This window comes from Actinocorallia aurea, from assembly GCF_054783995.1.
Map to the genome: position 1 here is coordinate 204,599 of NZ_BAAGPQ010000015.1, position 16,302 is coordinate 220,900.

14 protein-coding genes and 1 pseudogene are annotated in these 16,302 nt (G+C 72.2%); 6 read left to right on the top strand and 9 right to left on the bottom strand.

Annotated elements, in window-relative coordinates:
• Nucleotides 1–48: 48 nt before the first annotated feature.
• Entirely contained in the window at nt 49–1,230 is a 1,182-nt protein-coding gene (locus tag ACYVOM_RS20655) for a thiolase family protein (protein ID WP_460305063.1), read from the bottom strand.
• A 196-nt stretch (nt 1,231–1,426) separates the two neighbouring features.
• On the opposite strand from ACYVOM_RS20655, the gene ACYVOM_RS20660 reads away from it, so the two are divergent.
• On the top strand, nt 1,427–2,701 hold the full coding sequence (locus ACYVOM_RS20660) for an ammonium transporter (RefSeq protein ID WP_460305064.1): 1,275 nt from the start codon (nt 1,427–1,429) through the stop codon (nt 2,699–2,701).
• A gap of 6 nt (nt 2,702–2,707) precedes the next feature.
• On the opposite strand, the gene ACYVOM_RS20665 is transcribed toward ACYVOM_RS20660, so the two are convergent.
• Complete coding sequence (locus ACYVOM_RS20665; protein WP_460305065.1) at nt 2,708–3,742, bottom strand: hypothetical protein; 1,035 nt, start codon at nt 3,740–3,742, stop codon at nt 2,708–2,710.
• 409 nt (nt 3,743–4,151) lie between these two features.
• Here ACYVOM_RS20665 and ACYVOM_RS20670 point away from each other — a divergent pair, with 409 nt between their 5' ends.
• A complete protein-coding gene (locus tag ACYVOM_RS20670) occupies nt 4,152–4,973 on the top strand; it encodes an oxygenase MpaB family protein (RefSeq protein ID WP_460305066.1) in 822 nt (273 codons plus the stop codon).
• Nucleotides 4,974–5,071: 98 nt separating this feature from the next.
• Here the strand turns inward: ACYVOM_RS20670 and ACYVOM_RS20675 are convergent, their stop codons facing one another.
• Nucleotides 5,072–6,673 carry an MFS transporter gene (locus ACYVOM_RS20675; RefSeq protein WP_460305067.1) on the bottom strand — a complete coding sequence of 534 codons (1,602 nt, stop codon included), beginning with the start codon at nt 6,671–6,673 and terminating at the stop codon, nt 5,072–5,074.
• Nucleotides 6,674–6,835: 162 nt separating this feature from the next.
• On the opposite strand from ACYVOM_RS20675, the gene ACYVOM_RS20680 reads away from it, so the two are divergent.
• Nucleotides 6,836–7,417, top strand: a complete 582-nt coding sequence (locus ACYVOM_RS20680; RefSeq protein ID WP_460305068.1) for a TetR/AcrR family transcriptional regulator — start codon at nt 6,836–6,838, stop codon at nt 7,415–7,417.
• Nucleotides 7,418–7,516: 99 nt separating this feature from the next.
• On the opposite strand, the gene ACYVOM_RS20685 is transcribed toward ACYVOM_RS20680, so the two are convergent.
• The 3 genes from ACYVOM_RS20685 to ACYVOM_RS20695 all read right to left on the bottom strand — a co-directional run bounded on the left by ACYVOM_RS20685 (nt 7,517) and on the right by ACYVOM_RS20695 (nt 9,527).
• Nucleotides 7,517–8,110: a TetR/AcrR family transcriptional regulator gene (locus tag ACYVOM_RS20685; protein ID WP_460305069.1), complete on the bottom strand. Its 594-nt coding sequence runs from the start codon at nt 8,108–8,110 to the stop codon at nt 7,517–7,519.
• Nucleotides 8,100–8,903, bottom strand: a complete 804-nt coding sequence (locus tag ACYVOM_RS20690) for an SDR family NAD(P)-dependent oxidoreductase (RefSeq protein WP_460305070.1) — start codon at nt 8,901–8,903, stop codon at nt 8,100–8,102. The genes ACYVOM_RS20685 and ACYVOM_RS20690 overlap by 11 nt, the downstream gene beginning before the upstream one ends.
• 141 nt (nt 8,904–9,044) lie before the next feature.
• On the bottom strand, nt 9,045–9,527 hold the full coding sequence (locus ACYVOM_RS20695; RefSeq protein ID WP_460305071.1) for a MarR family winged helix-turn-helix transcriptional regulator: 483 nt from the start codon (nt 9,525–9,527) through the stop codon (nt 9,045–9,047).
• A 74-nt stretch (nt 9,528–9,601) separates the two neighbouring features.
• Here ACYVOM_RS20695 and ACYVOM_RS20700 point away from each other — a divergent pair, with 74 nt between their 5' ends.
• Nucleotides 9,602–11,260 carry a DUF3237 family protein gene (locus ACYVOM_RS20700; protein WP_460305072.1) on the top strand — a complete coding sequence of 553 codons (1,659 nt, stop codon included), beginning with the start codon at nt 9,602–9,604 and terminating at the stop codon, nt 11,258–11,260.
• 333 nt (nt 11,261–11,593) lie between these two features.
• Entirely contained in the window at nt 11,594–13,162 is a 1,569-nt protein-coding gene (locus tag ACYVOM_RS20705) for a CocE/NonD family hydrolase (RefSeq protein WP_460305073.1), read from the top strand.
• 471 nt (nt 13,163–13,633) lie between these two features.
• Here ACYVOM_RS20705 and ACYVOM_RS20710 read toward each other — a convergent pair.
• A pseudogene (locus ACYVOM_RS20710) lies at nt 13,634–14,152 on the bottom strand (pentapeptide repeat-containing protein); the annotation flags it as partial.
• Nucleotides 14,153–14,307: 155 nt separating this feature from the next.
• Nucleotides 14,308–14,697: a DUF6221 family protein gene (locus tag ACYVOM_RS20715; RefSeq protein WP_460305074.1), complete on the bottom strand. Its 390-nt coding sequence runs from the start codon at nt 14,695–14,697 to the stop codon at nt 14,308–14,310.
• A 150-nt stretch (nt 14,698–14,847) separates the two neighbouring features.
• On the opposite strand from ACYVOM_RS20715, the gene ACYVOM_RS20720 reads away from it, so the two are divergent.
• Complete coding sequence (locus ACYVOM_RS20720; RefSeq protein ID WP_460305075.1) at nt 14,848–15,234, top strand: hypothetical protein; 387 nt, start codon at nt 14,848–14,850, stop codon at nt 15,232–15,234.
• A 104-nt stretch (nt 15,235–15,338) separates the two neighbouring features.
• Here the strand turns inward: ACYVOM_RS20720 and ACYVOM_RS20725 are convergent, their stop codons facing one another.
• A complete protein-coding gene (locus ACYVOM_RS20725) occupies nt 15,339–16,274 on the bottom strand; it encodes an acyl-CoA desaturase (protein WP_460305076.1) in 936 nt (311 codons plus the stop codon).
• Nucleotides 16,275–16,302: the final 28 nt, after the last annotated feature.

The window sequence follows — 16,302 nt, forward strand, 5'->3', positions numbered from 1 at the left end:
TTGATCGGCTCCCGGTCAATCGCTTGATGGAGAGAACTTTCCGGGTGGTCAGAGCCGCTCCAGCAGGGTCGCGTTGGCCAGACCACCCGCCTCGCACATGGTCTGGAGCGCGTAGCGGGCGCCGTGCCGCTCCATCGCGTGGACGAGGGTCGTCATGATCCGCGCGCCGCTCGCGCCGAGCGGGTGGCCGATCGCGATCGCGCCGCCGTGCACGTTCAGCTTCGCCGGGTCGGCGCCGGTCTCCTGGAGCCAGGCCATCGGCACACTGGCGAACGCCTCGTTCACCTCGTACAGGTCGACGTCGGCGAGGGAGACGCCGGTGCGGCGCAGCAGCTTCTCGGTCGCGGGCATGACCGCGGTGAGCATCATCAGCGGGTCGGCGCCCGCGACGGCGAACCCGTGCAGCCGGGCCAGGGGGCGCAGGCCGAGCCTCGCCGCGGTCTCGCCGCTCATGATGAGCAGGGCCGCCGCGCCGTCGTTGATCGGGCTGGAGCTTCCGGCCGTCACCGACCAGGTGATCTGCGGGAAGCGCTCGGTGAACTGCGGGCGCTCGAAGGCGGGCCGGAGCCCGGCGAGCACCTCGGGCGTGGTGGCCGGCCGGATGGACTCGTCGGCGGTGACCAGCCCGGACGGCGTCCGCACGGGCGCGATCTCGGCGTCGAACCAGCCTTCGGCGCTCGCCTTGGCGGCCTTGGCGTGGGACTCGGCGGAGAACGCGTCCATCGCCTCGCGGGTCAGCCCCCACTTGGCGGCGATGAGTTCGGCGGCGACGCCCTGGGGCACGAGCCCGTCGGGGTAGCGCTCGGGGATGCCGGGGCCGAACGGGACGCTGCCGGGCAGCACGTTGGAGCCCATCGGCACCCGGCTCATCGACTCCACACCGCACGCGACGACGATGTCGTAGGCGCCGGAGATAACGCCCTGCGCAGCGAAGTGCACGGCCTGCTGGGAGGACCCGCACTGCCGGTCGACGGTCGTGGCCGCGACGGACTCGGGCAGCCCCGCCGAGAGCCACGCGTACCGGGTGAGGTTCGCCGCCTGCTCCCCCACCTGGCTGACGGTGCCGCCGATGACGTCATCGACGAGTTCGGGATCGATGCCGCTGCGGTCGACGAGCTCGCGCAGGGTGTGCGCCAGCAGTTCGACCGGGTGGACCTCGGCCAGGGACCCTCCGGGCTTGCCCTTGCCCACCGGCGTCCGGACCGCTTCGACGATGACCGCGTCGCGCATGGCTGCCTCCTCAATCCGCCATCCCGGCCTGTCCGGGTTGGAAAATCAAACTCATTATGCGCGTGTCAGTTGGAATCCACAACCCTTGGGGGTTGTCGACGAAACCCAACGTTTACGACGAAGTCACATGAAGCACCGCAGGCACAGTCGCCACGGTGGAACCATGGCGCCGGGCTTCTCGAACCGGAGGTTGCGGATGCCTTTCGACTTCTCCACCGTCGATTCGGGTGCCACCGCGTGGGTGCTGGCCAGTTCGGCGCTCGTGCTGTTCATGACGCCCGGCGTGGCCTTCCTGTACGGCGGGATGGTCCGGGCCAAGAACGTGCTCAACACCATGTTGCAGAGCTTCACCGTCATGGCGCTCGTCGGCGTCACGTGGGTGGTCGTCGCCTACTCGCTGGCGTTCGGCGGAGGCGGCGAGGTCATCGGCGACCTGCACTTCGCGGGCCTGGCGAACATGGACGAGATCGTGCCGGGCTTCACCGGCGGATCCGCCCAGGCGATCCCGCCCGTCGCCTTCGCCATGTTCCAGATGATGTTCGCCATCATCACCCCGGCACTCATCACCGGATCCGCCGTCGAACGCTGGCGCTACGGAGCGTTCATCCCCTTCATCGTCATCTGGTCGATCGTGGTCTACGCGCCCGTCGCGCACTGGGTCTTCTCACCGGACGGCTGGGCGTTCAAGCTCGGCGCGCTGGACTTCGCGGGCGGCACCGTCGTGCACTGCAACGCGGGCGCGGCCGGCCTCGCCGTCGCCATCGTGCTCGGTCGCCGCACCGGCTGGCCGCGCGCCCACATGGCGCCGCACAACGTCCCGTTCATCCTGCTCGGTGCGGCGATGCTGTGGTTCGGCTGGTTCGGCTTCAACGCCGGATCCGCCCTCAAGGCGGACGCCGTCGCGGTCTGGGCGTTCGTCAACACCAACACCGCCACCGGGGCCGCCCTGCTCACCTGGGTGCTCGTCGAGCGGCTCCGCTACGGCAAGCCGACCGCCCTCGGCGCCGCGTCCGGCGCCGTCGCGGGCCTCGTCGCCATCACCCCGGCCGCCGGATTCGTCGACGCGCGCGGCGCCCTGGCCATCGGCGTGCTCGCCGGGCTCGGCTGCTGCCTCGCCGTCCCCCTGAAGAGCAGGCTGAAACTCGACGACTCCCTCGACGTCGGCGGGCTCCACCTCGTCGGCGGCGTCATCGGCTCGGTGTGCGTAGGGCTGTTCGCCACCTCCGCCGTCAACCCTGCGGCGGCCGACGGGCTCGCCTACGATGGCAACGCCCACCAGCTCGTCCTCCAGGTGGCCGTCGTGGCCGCGGTCACGGCCTACAGCTTCTTCGTCACCTACTTCATCGCCCTCGTGCTGGACAAGCTGCCTTCCCGCCGCAACCGGGTGTCCTCCCAGGACGAGGCGGTCGGCCTGGACTTCGCGCTGCACGGCGAGACCGCCTACGAGACGCACCGCCCGCCCGGCTCCTGAACGCCGCTACGTCCAGGGCTCGCGGTAGCCGGTGTCGTCGAACGACGGGAGGACCGGCGCGGGGCGCGGGGGCGGAGGCACGTCGTCCGCCGGCGCTGCGGCGGGCACGGGCCTGCGGCGGGCCAGCACCGCGCGGATGCCGAAGACGAGCAGGGTCAGCAGGGCGCCCGCGCAGCTCGTCAGGAACACGATGCGCGGGAGCGGGTCGTCGGGCAGCGCGCCTCCGGCCGCGACGGAAGAGGGCGGAGCGACGTCCTCAGGCGTGTCCAGCGGAACCGGGGAGGGCGCGGCGCTCTGGTCCTCCGGTGACGGCGAGGGCGTGTCGGGGCTCGGCGTCGCCGACGGGCTCGCCGCGGGCGCCTCCGGCACCGCGGCGCCGTCACCCGCCGCACCGTCGCCCGCCTCACCGTTACCTGCATTGCCGTTACCTGCATCGCCGTCGCCCGCGCCGCCTCCGCCCGCGGGCTTCGCGGGCAGGACGAGTTTCGCGGCCCCGGTCCCGGAGTCGCCCGCGCCCGCGCGGTGCGCGACGACGGTCACGGTGACCTCGCCCTGCGCCGATGCGGGAAGCGTCAGCGCGGCGGTGCAGCGCCCGTCGGGGCAGTCCGCGCCCGCCTGCGCGGCGCCGCCCGCCGACACGGACACCGAGTACCCGGTGATGTCCGGTTCGGGATTGCGCTGCCAGACGACGGACAGCTTCCGGCCCGACGCCACCGCGACGACCCCGGACGGCGTGTAGGCGGGCACCGCCATCCGGAAGGTCGCCTTGCCGCGGTTGAGCGGGATGAGCCCCGTCATCTCGACGCTGTGCGTCCCGTTGGCGACCGTGTGGCCGTCGATGGCGAAGGTCAGCCGCTCGGCCCGGCCGGAGGCGCGGCGCTCCCCGTCGACGATGAGCGTTCCGCCGGACAGGCCCGCGCGGGCCGAGACCGTCACCGTCGCGTCCGTGACGACCGCGCCGTCGGCGGGGCTGATGTCCGGGGCCGCTGCGCCGAGCAGGACGGGGAGGACCGCCGCCGCGGCCGCGTGCCAGACCGCCATGGGTGGTCCTCTCGCTTCACTGGGTGAGGCGAGATCCTAGGGTCCGGAGGTGCCTGCGGGAAAGGGCCCCGGGCGTCGGCGTCCGGCTCACGGCGGCTCGACGGGCGGCGGCCCCTCCTCCTCGTGGAGGCGCGCGAACATCGCGAAGCGCGCGACCAGGTCCGGGTCGTCCAGGCGCAGGCGTTCTGTCATGTCAGCAAGGATCTTCCGCTGCCGGCCGGGGGTCATCATCGGGCACCTGCCCCAACTCGTTTGATATCCGGATATACCCCATTGATCGGGCCTCGACGCGCCGGAAATACCGGCCTTCCCCGAGTCTCGCACGAGTGACGGCGCACACATAAGTGACCCCTTACGCAAATGCCGGGTCCGGCCTACGATTCGGGCACCCCCTTCCAGGAGGACACCCATGGACGACGGCTTCTTCACCGAGCGCTCGGCCATCCGACAGATCTCCCGCGAGCCCTTCGGCCTGCTCGGCGGCGGCCCCGCCCTGCTGCTCCAGCTCGCCCACCCCAAGGTCGCCCAAGGCGTCGCCGAGCACAGCACCTTCCAGACCGGGCCCTTCGGCCGCCTCATGTCCACCCTCGACTACCTCGCGATGGTGGTCTTCGGCACCAAGGACGAGGCGCACCGCGTCGCCTGGTCGGCGATGCGCGCCCACGACGTCGTCAACGGGCCCGACTACACCGCGCACGACCCCGAACTCCTGCTCTGGGTGCAGGCCACACTCTTCCAAGTCGCCCGCGACCTCCACGCGCGGACGAACGGGCCGCTCACGCCCGACCGGGACGAGGAGTACTACCAGCAGGCCGTCGTCTTCGCCGAACTCCTGGGCGCGCCCCGCGAGGCGCTCCCCGACGACGTCGCGGCCTTCGACGCCTATTGGGACGAGATGGTCCGCACCCTGCGCGTCGACGACCACGGACGCGAGCAGGCGCGTGCCGTCCTCAGCGGGGCCGGGCTGCCCGGCGTCCTGTTCCCCGCGTTCGTCCTCTTCCGGCTCGTCACGACAGGGCTCCTGCCCGAGCCGATCCGCGCGCAGTACGGGCTGCCGTGGACCCCGTCCCGCAAGCTCGCCTTCGCCGCGTTCATGACGGCCGTCAAGCTCGTCGTACGCGTCACGCCCACTCCGGTACGGCATCTCCCAGCGCGCTTGGCCGTGCCCGTCATGCGCCGGTACAGATGGCGGAGGTACCGGCGTCCCGCCGGCAAGGCGCCCGCACGGTAGCCGCCTGCTGCTAGGCGCGGACGCGAAAGGGCGCCGCCCGACACCTCCTCGGAACGGCGCCCCTCGACGGCGGCCGGGCGCGCCCCGGCCGCCGGTCGTCAGGTCTGCTCTCCGGCCTTCCCGGCCTTGGCGGACCCGTCTTCGAGGTCGAGTTCCGCCGTCAGGTCGGCGGCTCCCGCCAACGCGGCGGCTGCGGCCTTCGCCTCGCCCGCGGCCTCCAGCTCCTCGGGCAGCTCGAACGTCGAGCGCAGCGCGGGCGGGCGCAGGAACAGCGTCGCGACCAGGCCGATGACCGCCACTCCCGCCGACACCAGGAAGATGTGGCCGGTGGCGTCGCCGTAGGCCGCGCGCACGATCTGCTTGATGGGCTCGGGCATCGCCGCGATGTCGAGGGTGCCGCCCTGGTCGCCGCTCACCGGGATGCCGGCCTCCTTGAGCCCGTCCGTGATGGACGTGGCGACGCGCGAGGCGAGGACCGCGCCGAGGATCGACACGCCCATCGTGCCGCCGAGCGACCGGAAGAACGTCATCGCGCCGCTGGCCGCGCCGATGTCCTTCATCGAGACGCCGTTCTGCACGACGAGCACGAGGTTCTGCATGGACATGCCGACGCCGACGCCGATCATCGCCATGAAGACGCCCAGCACCACGAGGTTGGTCTCGTGGTCGATCGTCGACATCCCGATGAAGCCGCACAGCAGCACGACGAGGCCGGTGATGACGTGCGGGCGCACGTTGCCGGTCTTGGAGATGATGCGGCCCGAGATGGCCGACGACACCAGCACGCCGAGCATCATCGGGAACGTCAGCAGGCCCGCCTCGGTCGGGGAGTAGCCGCGGCCGATCTGGTAGTACTGGCCGAGGAAGACCGCGCCGCCGAACATCGCCATGCCGACCGAGAGGCTGGCGACGATGGCGAGCGCGGGCGTGCGCTGGGTGACGATGTGCAGCGGCACGACGGGGCGCGAGGCGCGCGATTCGACCCGCACCGCGAGCGCGAGGATGACGATGGTCCCGCCGACCATCGCGAGGGTCTGCCACGAGATCCAGGCGTACTCGTCGCCGACGAACGTGACCCAGATGAGCAGGAGGCTGACGCCCGCCGCGATGAGCCCGGCGCCCAGGAAGTCGATCTTGACGTTGGTCTGCTTCACCGCTTCGACGTGCAGCGACCGCTGGAGCACGAACGACGCGATGGCCAGGAACGGCAGCATGATGAAGAAGCACCAGCGCCAGCCGAGGGGCGAGTCGGCGATGAGGCCGCCGATGAGCGGCCCGCCGACGGTGGCGAGCGCCATGACGCCGCCGAGGTAGCCGTTGTACTTACCGCGTTCCTTCGGCGGGATCAGCGCGGCGATGACGACCTGGACGAGGATCTGCACCGCGCCCATGCCGACGCCCTGGATGGCGCGGAACGCGATGAGCTGCTCGGTGTTCTGCGTGAGGCCGCACGCGACCGACGCGATCGCGAACAGCACGATGCCGGCCTGGAGCAGCGTCTTCTTGTCGAAGAGGTCGGCGAGTCTTCCCCACAGGGGGGTGGTGGCGGTGGTGGCGAGCAGGGCCGCGGTGACGACCCAGGTGTACTGCGACTGGGTGCCGCCGAGATCCCCGATGATCTGCGGCAGCGCGACCGACACGACGGTCGCGCTCAGCATGCCCACGCCGAGCACGGCGAGCAGGGCGCTGAAAGGCTTCATTATCTGCCGGTGGGTCATCCGATCCCCCGGAGCGTCGACGACGGTCAACTCGGTTTCTCCTCCGCTGTGTTCAAGCGTCGAGAGCCTATTGCACGCGATGCAACTTTGCATCAAGTGCAGTTATTCCGCGACTGTGCGATCCGACACCTCTAGGATGTGCGCATGACAGGAACGCAGGGCCTGCGCGAGCGGAAGAAGGCCGAGACCAGGCTGGCCGTGTACCGCGCGGCCATGCGGCTGACCGTCGAGGCGGGGTACGAGAACGTCACCGTCGAGGCGATCGCCGAGGCGTCCAACATCTCGCGCCGCACCTTCTTCAACTACTTCTCCGACAAGGCCGACGCGCTCATGTACGGCGAGGAGGAACGCCACCGCAGGCTGCTGGCCGCCTTCCGCGAGCGTCCCGCCGAGGAGTCCGGCTGGACCGCCCTGAGCACCGCGACCCTGGACCTCTTCGGCGGCTTCGCCGAACCCGACCGCGAATGGATAGCGCGCACGCTCCTCGCCCGGCGGCACCCTACGCTCCTCGCCCGCCAACTCGCGAACCTGATGCGGCTGGAGCAGGAACTCGCCGCCCTCATCGCGGAACGCGACGACGACACCAGCGTGCGCCCCCGCGTCATCGCCGCCTCACTCCTGGCGTCGATGCGCGCCGCCACCAACCTGTGGCTCGACGACGACCAGGCCCGCTCCCTCCCCGACGTCATGCGCGAAGCCATGGACGCCCTCGCCTCGCCCTTCTGACCGCGCGTTCCGGGCGCGGGCCGCACATTCGCACGGCTCGGCGCGGCGGCGCGCGTCGCGTCCCGAGTTCTCCGCCCGGCCGTCCGGCGCCGACCCGGCTCAGGCCCGGACCGCGTGCCAGAGGCGCTCGGGCAGCAGGCGCTCGGCCTCGGCGAGGTCGATGCCGGGAGCGTCGGCCAGCCATCTGCGGACGGTCTCGGCGACCGGCCCGATGAGGAGCATCTCCAGCAGGGAGGGCGGCAGGGCCACCACCCGGCCCGCCGCGACGTGCGGCGCCAGCCAGTCCGTCATCCGGGCGAGCTGCGGGGCCTTCACCGCCTCGACCGTTCCGGCGTGCGCGGGCAGGTAGGCCGCGTAGGCCGAGGCGTGGATGAAGGCCATCTCGTCACGGTGCCCGCGCGCGAACGCGAGGTAGGCCGACGGCACGGCGCGCACTCCGTCCGCGGCCTCCGCGCACTCCTCGACCGCCTCGGCGACCGAGGTGAGCAGCGCGCCCATGCAGCGCGCGTAGAGCGCGGCGGCGAGGCCGTCGAAGCTGCCGAAGTGGTGGTAGAGGCTGCCGCTGCTGACGCCGCTCTCCTTGATGACGGCGCTCATCGTGAACCCTTCGCGGCCCTCACGGGCGAACACCGCGAGGGCGACCTCCAGCAGCCGCTCGACCGTGCGCGGCGTGGTGCGGTGCCTAGGCGACATCGCACGCCCGCGCCGCGTCGGCCCACAGGCGGCGGGCCAGCGCGGTGTCGGTGGCGGGCGGCACGAGCTCCGTCGGCTTCAGCTCCTCGTAGTAGAGAGCGGGGGACGGCTCTGCCACGAGCCGTGCGATGGGGCGGGCGCCCTCCTCCGGGGCGGCCCAGGAGCGCTTGACGAGCTTCAGCAGCAGCCCGAGGAGACCCCGCCGGTCGCCGAGACCGGTGCGGATGACCCCGGGATGCACCGCGGTGATGGTCACCCCGGCATCCTGCCACCGCTCGGCGAACAGCGGCACCGTCATCAGGTTCGCCAGCTTGGTGTCGGCGTAGGTGCGGATCGGATGGAAGTCGAGCCCTTGCGGAGTCCTCTCCGGGTCCACCCTTCCCTTCGGGTACAGGCCCGCCGTCACCTGCACGACGCGTGCTCCGTTCGCCTTGAGCAGGTCCTCCAGGAGGTGGTTGAGCAGGAAGGGCGCGAGATGGTTGGTGAAGAACGCCTGCTCGAACCCGTCGTCGTTGAGCGCCTTCTTCGCCGGCCAGATTCCCGCGTTGTGCACGAGCGCGTCGGTCTCGGGGAACCGCTTCCGCAGCTCCGCCGCGAGCTCCGTCACGCCGGCCCGCGTCCCGAGGTCCCCGACGACGAGCTCCGCGTCCCCGCCGACCTCGGCCCTGGCCGCCTCTCCCTGCTCCCGCCGCCTCGCGACGACGACCACCCGCTCGCCCTGCCCCGCCAGTTCCCGCGCGGTCGCGAGCCCGATGCCGCGCCCGGCTCCCGTGATCACCACAGTCTTCGCCATACGCGGCACCTTACGCATTCTTAGAGACCTTCTCTAGAGAAGGTCTCTATATTTCTCGCGCACGGCACGGCACGGCACGGGGCGGCACGGGGCGTCGCGCTGCGCGGCCGTGGGGGGATCGTGCTCGCTCGCTCGGCGCGATCAGGCAGGCCGCGTCTCGGCCACGCGGCGCAGAAGGTCCGTCAGGGTGGCCCGCTCCTCCTGGTTCAGCGCGGCGAACCAGGAGGCCTCGCGGGCGGCCTGGAGTTCGAAGGCCTCGCGGACGGCGGCCTCGCCCTTCTCGGTGAGCGCGACGGGGACGGCGCGGCGATCGGTCGGCGAGCTGCCGCGTTCGACGAGGCCGGAGCGCTCCAGGGTGTGGACGGCGTTCGTGACCGCCGAGCGGCTCATCGCGGAGAGCTCGGCGAGGCGGGCGGGCATGGTCGGGCCGAGGAGCCAGAGCTTGAACATGAGCCGGAAGCCCGGCAGGGTCCAGCCGCGCGGCCGGTGCACGGCGCCCTCCAGGTCGCCGATGAGCTGGTAGGAGACGTGCAGGACGTTGTAGGCGAGCGAGAACAGGTCGACGTCGGCGTCCGGCGCGACCCTCGGGATGCCCTCCCTGGCCAGGGTCTCGTAATCCTCCACTTGCCCTCCACGGCACTGCTGGTCCATATTGTTACGCCTGTAACAATATGGCCGAGTTGAATAAGGTTGTCGTGATGCGCGTCATCATCGCAGGAGCGGGGATCGGAGGGCTCACCACCGCGTTGAGCCTGCACGCGGCGGGGGTGACCGACATCGTCGTGCGGGAGGCCGTCCCCGAGATCCGGCCACTGGGCGTCGGGATCAACCTGCTGCCGCACGCCGTCCGCGAGCTCACCGAACTCGGCCTCGCCGACCGCGTCGCCGCCCTCGGCGTGCCCCTGCGCGAACTCGTCTACGCCAACCGGTACGGGCACGTCATCTCCGCCGAGGACCGCGGCCTCAGCGCCGGATACCGCTGGCCGCAGTACTCGGTGCACCGGGGTGCGCTCCAGATGATGCTCCTCGCGGCCGTCGAGGAACGGCTCGGGCCGGACGCGGTGCGCCGCGGCGACCCCGTCACCGGGCCCGGACACGACGCCGACGTCCTCGTCGCCGCCGACGGGATCCGCTCGACGGTCCGCGCCGCGCTGTTCCCCGACGAGGGCGAGCCGATCTGGAACGGCCTCACGCTGTGGCGCGGCGTCACCCGCGCCGCCCCGTTCCGCACCGGCGCGAGCATGGTGATGGCAGGGAACGGGCGCGACAAGTTCGTCGCCTACCCGATCGGCCCGGCCGGCCGTGACGGCCTCGCCCCCATCAACTGGATCGCCGAACGCCCCACCGGCGAGTCCGCCGCGAACCGGTCGCTGGGCGACTGGAACCGCGCCGTCCCGCCCGCCGCCGTCGCCGCCGACTTCGCCGACTGGGACTTCGGCTGGCTCGACGCGCCGTCCCTCATCGCGGGCGCCGACCAGGTCTTCGAGTACCCGATGGTCGACCGCGACCCGCTCCTCCGCTGGACGCACGGGAACGTCACCCTGCTCGGCGACGCCGCCCACCCGATGTACCCGATCGGCTCCAACGGCGCCTCCCAGGCCATCCTCGACGCCCGCGTCCTCGCCCGCGCCCTCGCCACCGCGCCGAGCGTCGCGGAAGGCCTCGCCGCCTACGAGGAGGCGCGACGGCCCGCGACCTCCGGCATCGTCACGGCCAACCGCGGCATGGGGCCCGAACTCGTCCTCGGCCTCGCCCACGAGCGCGCCCCCGAAGGCTTCGACGACATCGAGAAGGTCATCCCGCGGGCGGAGCGCGAGGAGATCTCCCTGCGCTACAAGCAGGTCGCGGGTTTCGCGCCCGCCGCGCTGAACGAGCGCGAGTCCTGGTCGGTCGGGCCGGGCGAAGCGCCCGGCCTCGTCCCGCTCGCCACGTTCCGCGTCACCCTCGACCCGATCCTGCACCTCGGCCGGACCCCGCTCGGCGACCGCCGCGTCATCGCCATCACCGGCGGCTCCTTCCAGGGCCCCGGCCTCAACGGCGAGGTCCTGCCGGGCGGCGCGGACTGGCAGCTCGTCCGCGACGACGGCTCGGCCTCCATCGACACCCGCTACACCCTGCGCACCCACGACGGCGCCCTCCTCTACCTCCAGACCCGCGGCTACCGCCACGGCCCTCCCGAAGTCCTCGCCCGCCTCGCCGCCGGCGAGCCCGTCTCCCCTTCCGACTACTACTTCCGCCTCACCCTCACCTTCGAGACCTCGGCCCCCGCCTACACCTGGCTCACCCGCACCATCGCCGTGGCCACCGCCCGCCGCACCCCCGACGCCGTCATCTACGACGCCTACACCCTCCCCTGACCCCACCCGAGATCCGCCTCCCACCCCCACCCGGCACCCCGCCCCTCCAAGACCCAGACCACCCAGTCGCCCGCCCCGCCCGTCCGCCTCTGCCCAGACACCCGCACCACCCGGGCACCACACACCGTCCGAACACCCCTTCCAGCCGAGCGCCCCGGCCGGACATCCGCTCCCCACCCGAACACCCGCGCCGCCCGAGCGCACACGCCGCCGGAGCGTCCACGCCGTCCGAACGCCCTGCCAAGCGCCCGCCCCTCCCGGCCCGAGCGCGCAGTCAGCTCGACCTGGCCGCGTGATCTGGGCACCACCCCCTTGTAAGCGAGGAGATCTCCGATGGGTCAGATCGACGTGCCGGTCCTTCCGGTCACGACCGTGCACGGGCAGCCGATCGAGATGCGGGACGGCACCGTGCTGCGGGCGTCCGTGCACCATCCGGCGGACGGCCAGGGGCACAGGACTGTGCTCGTGCGCAGCCCCTACGGCGAGCAGACGCTGCGCGGCGAGCCGGTGACCTCCTATCTCCAGGCGGGACTCGCCGTCGTGCTCCAGCACTGCCGGGGACGTGGCGACAGCGACGGCGAGTTCAGCCCGTGGATCCACGAGGGCCGCGACGGCGCCGACACCGTCGCGTGGATCAGGGCGCAGCCGTGGTCCAACGGCGAGGTCGTCGCGACCGGCATGTCCTATCTCGCCGGCTGCGCGCTGCAGCTCGCTGCCGAGCGCCCCGAAGGGCTCAAGGCCGTGGTCGCCACGATGACCCCGCACGACTTCTACGACGGGCTGAACTACCTCGGCGGCGCGTTCGCGTTCGGCTCGGCCCACCAGTGGGCCGCGCTCCAGGGCCTGCTCGGCGCACTGCACGACGCCCGCTCGGGCGACGCCGCGGCGTTCGGCAGGCTGGGCACCGCCTCCCAGCTCATGACCGGTGTGCCCGACGCGGCGGTGCCGCCGGCCGACCAGCCCGTCGGCGAGGTGTTCCCGGCTTGGCGCGCGTGGGTCGAGCACCCCGAGCGCGACGAGTACTGGGCGGAGCTGGCCGAGACACTGCGGCATGACCGGATCGGGGTCCCGGTCCTGCACACGGCGGGCTGGTTCGACATCTTCCTCAAGGGCACCCTGGAGAACCACCGCCGTCTGGGCGGGCGCCTCATCGTCGGCCCGTGGACCCACCTGGGCCGCGACGGCACCGCGGGCGACCTGAACTTCGGCCCCCGCGCCTCCGCCCAGGCCGCGATGCTGGAGGCCGAGCACTTCGGCCACCTCCTCGGCAACGACGGCGGCGCTCCCGTGAAGATCTTCGTGATGGGCCGGAACGAGTGGCGCGACGAGCAGGAGTGGCCGCTGCAGCGCGCCGTGCCGACCGAGTACCACCTGCACCCCGGCGGCGTGCTCGCCGCGGGGCCCGCCGCCGAGGACGCGGCCCCCACGGTCTTCCCGCACGATCCCGGGAACCCGGTCCCGACGTTGGGCGGCAACCTCCTGCTGGCGGACGGCCGCAACGTCGGCGCGCGGCGCCAGGAGCCGACCGGCTCCCACCCGGGCGTGCGCGCCTTCACCACCGAGCCGCTCACCGAGCCGCTGGAGGTCACCGGCGAGCTCACCGCGGTCCTGCACGGCTCGACGACCGCGCCGGGCTCCGACTGGACCGTCAAGCTCGTCGACGTGCACCCCGACGGCCGGGCGTTCAACGTCGCCGACGGCATCGTCCGCTCCTCTTCCGGCATGATCCGCCACGAGGTCGACCTGATCGCCACGAGCCACGTCTTCCTGCCGGGCCACCGGATCCGCGTCGCCGTCGCCGCCTCGAACTACCCCCGCTTCGACGTCCACCCGGCCCGGGTCGCCTCCACCCAGACCCTGGGCCATCCCTCCTTCATCACCCTCCCGGTCATCCCCGCCTGACGGACCTCCCGACCCCGCGCCTTCGAAGAAGGGACTGGGCCCTCCCCCCGCGACCTGCTCCGGCACCCTCGCCCCCCGGCACCCGAGCGAGCGGGAGGGCCCCCAGCCCGGAGGGCACGCCTCCTCCACGCGCGAGCTCTCCGGCCCGACCCTGCCGGAGACCCGAGCGAGATCGAATCGCCGCCAGACACGTGCCGCATCCCGCACGAGGCGGAAGGCACTCGCTTGAGCCCGTACGAGGCGACCGCACACCGAGGGCCGCGCGAGGCGGCAAGCGCGCGCCGCGCTCCGCAGGAGGCGGCTTCGCGGTGCGGATCGCGCGGGTTCGGCGGGCGGCGGGTCCCGGAGATCTAACGGACGGACGTCCAGGCCGAGGTTGAGGGCGAGTTGGGCCGCCTGGGCGGGGTCGATGGTCGCGTCCTTCATCGACGCGGTGCGCGGGTCGAGGTCTCCCAGGGCGCTGCCGCGCAGATCGCAGCCGGTGAGCGTGGTGGCGCGCAGGGCGGCACCGGACAGGTCGCAGTCCCGCAGCTTCGAGCCGTCGAGCCGGGCGGCGGAGAGGTCGGCCTCGCGCAGCCGCACCCCCAGGAACTCGCTGCCGCTCAGATCCGCGCGGGGCAGAGCGGTGAACGACCAGTCGCCGCCGTGCACCTTGAGCAGCCCCCAGTCGCAACCGTCGAAGGACGTCCCGGAGGTCTTGCACCCGGTGAACGAGGCGTCGAACAGCGTGCACCTGACGAACGTGCAGTTGACGTACGCGGTGTCGGCGTGGACCGAGGCGTTCAGCCGGACGTTGCGAAAGACGCACTCGGTGAACCGGCAGCCCCGCACCTCCGTCTCCATGAGGTCGAGATCGGTGAACAGGACCCGGTGGAACTCCTCGCCCTGGAGATGCCGCCACTCCCAGTCGTCCGGGCCGATGGTCCGCTCCGGCGCGGGGCCGGGCGGCCTGCGCGATGAGCCGCCTGAAGTACTTCGTCGATCATTCATGCGGCCAAGCTAACCCGGCCCACCGACAGAACCCCGTCGTCATCCACAGCCCGATAAGCCCTGGTCACCGCCCTTTGCTCGGTTTCGCCGGGCCCTGCGACCGTCGACGCGATCTCACCTGCGAGTGAGGTTTCCCTTACCGGCGGCCCCGCCCGTCAGAGCGACCACTCGGCCCGGTAGGCGGGGTGGGTGGAGTACTGCGCGGCGAGAGTGCGCAGGAGGGCTCCGAGCAGACCGAGTTCCGGCGCGCAGGGCCCCTTGAGCGCGTACTTCTCGTAGGTCTCGACGATCGACCTGTGGGCCGCGACGGCGCCCAGCGCGCGCTGGGGGCTCGTCCGGGCGATGTGCTCGGCATACGAGGCGTTCTCGGCTCTGGCCACGAATCCCAGCCTCGCCCACTCCTGCCGCGTCGCCGCGTCGTCCGGGGACACCCGCACCGTTCCGCCCGCGCCCACGCTCCAGGGCGCGCCCGCACAGGCCCGGGCCACGGCCTCGTCCCGGTCTAGTCTCTCCTTCAGGAACCGCACGAGATCTTCCACGTTCACATACTGCCTCCCAGCAGGCCGAACCATCGACACAACAGCGAACTTTCGACCATCTCACCCGGTCCGCGGGGGTGCGGGTGACCCGCTGTGAGCCCCGCGCGACCCTGCAATACGCTGGCGCACGCGAACCCCGAACCGAGAGGCTCCCCCGTGCTCGCCGTCACCTCCGAGAACATCCGGCTCTTCCTCCACGTGCTCGCCGCCACCGTCTGGGTGGGCGGCCAGATCACCCTGGCCGCGCTCGTGCCGCTCCTGCGCGGCTACGAGGGCCTGCCCAAGCTCGCCGCGCGGCGCTTTAACCAGATCGCCTGGACCGCGTTCGCCGTCCTCATCGCCACCGGCGTGTGGAACATGCTGGAACTGCCGGAGGACTACCCCGGGCAGACCACCCTGCACGTCAAGCTCGGCTTCGTCGTCCTGTCCGGTGTCGCGACCTTCCTGCACACCAAGGCCAAGAACAAGGCCGGCCTCGCCGCCTGGGGCGCGATCGGCCTCGTCACCGCGCTCGCCGCCTTGTTCTTCGGCATCCAGCTCTGAGGCCTCCCATCGGCGTCCGGCTCTGAGCCCCGCGCCTTCGCGCCCGCCGGCGCGCCCGCACCCCCGGGCCGCGGCGGGCGCGCCGCGTCTCGGCGGCGGCGCGCTCACCGCACCGCGCGGGAGATCCGGGTGCTCAGGCGTGCCGGATCGGGCCAGCGCACGTCATGGGCCCAGCCGAGCCTCTCCAGCAGCCGGATCAGACCCGCGCTGGCGTCGAGTTGCCCCTTGAGGACGCCGTGCCTCGCGCAGGTCGGATCGGCGTGGTGCCAGTTGTGCCAGCCTTCGCCGAAGGTGATCACCGCCACCCAGGCGATGTTCGTCGACCTGTCGCGCGTGGTGAAGTCGCGGTGGCCGAAGCGGTGCGCGACCGAGTTCACCGACCACGTGACGTGATGGACGACGGCGTAGCGCACGAGCCCTCCCCAGAAGAGGGCGGTCCAGAATCCGGCCCAGGACCATGAGAGGAGTCCGCCGAGCGCGGCGGGCAGCAGGAACGACGCCGCGGCGAGGTACACGTACGCGGCGTCGATCCGGCGGATGTCGGGATCGGCGAGCAGGTCGGGGACCCAGTGCGCGCGGCTGGAGCGGCGGCGCGCGGTGTAGAACCAGCCGACCTGGGCGTGCAGCAGGCCGCGCAGCGGCCCGAGACCGCGGTCTCCGTGCGCCCAGGGTGAGTGCGGGTCGCCTGGCAGGTCGGCGTACTTGTGGTGGCGGCGGTGTTCGGCGGCCCACAGCGAAGGCGGCCCCTGGAGGGCGAGCGCGCCGCAGACGACGAGCGCCGCCCGCACGGGCCTGGCGCATTTGAACGACCGGTGGGTGAGCAGCCGGTGGTATCCCACGCTGATCCCGAAGATGTTCACCGTGTAGAAGAACGCGGCGATGAGCAGATCGCGCAGGCCCAGGCCCCGCCCCCAGGCGGCGAGCGCCCCGGCGGCCAGGGCCGCCAGCGGGAGCACGACGAGCACCACGAGGTAGGCGTGCCGGCGGGCCTGCGAGACCGGGACGGTCCCCCGGACATCCGTGTTGGACCCATCGGACATGAGGCCTCCCCGTGACTGGTTCGTCCTT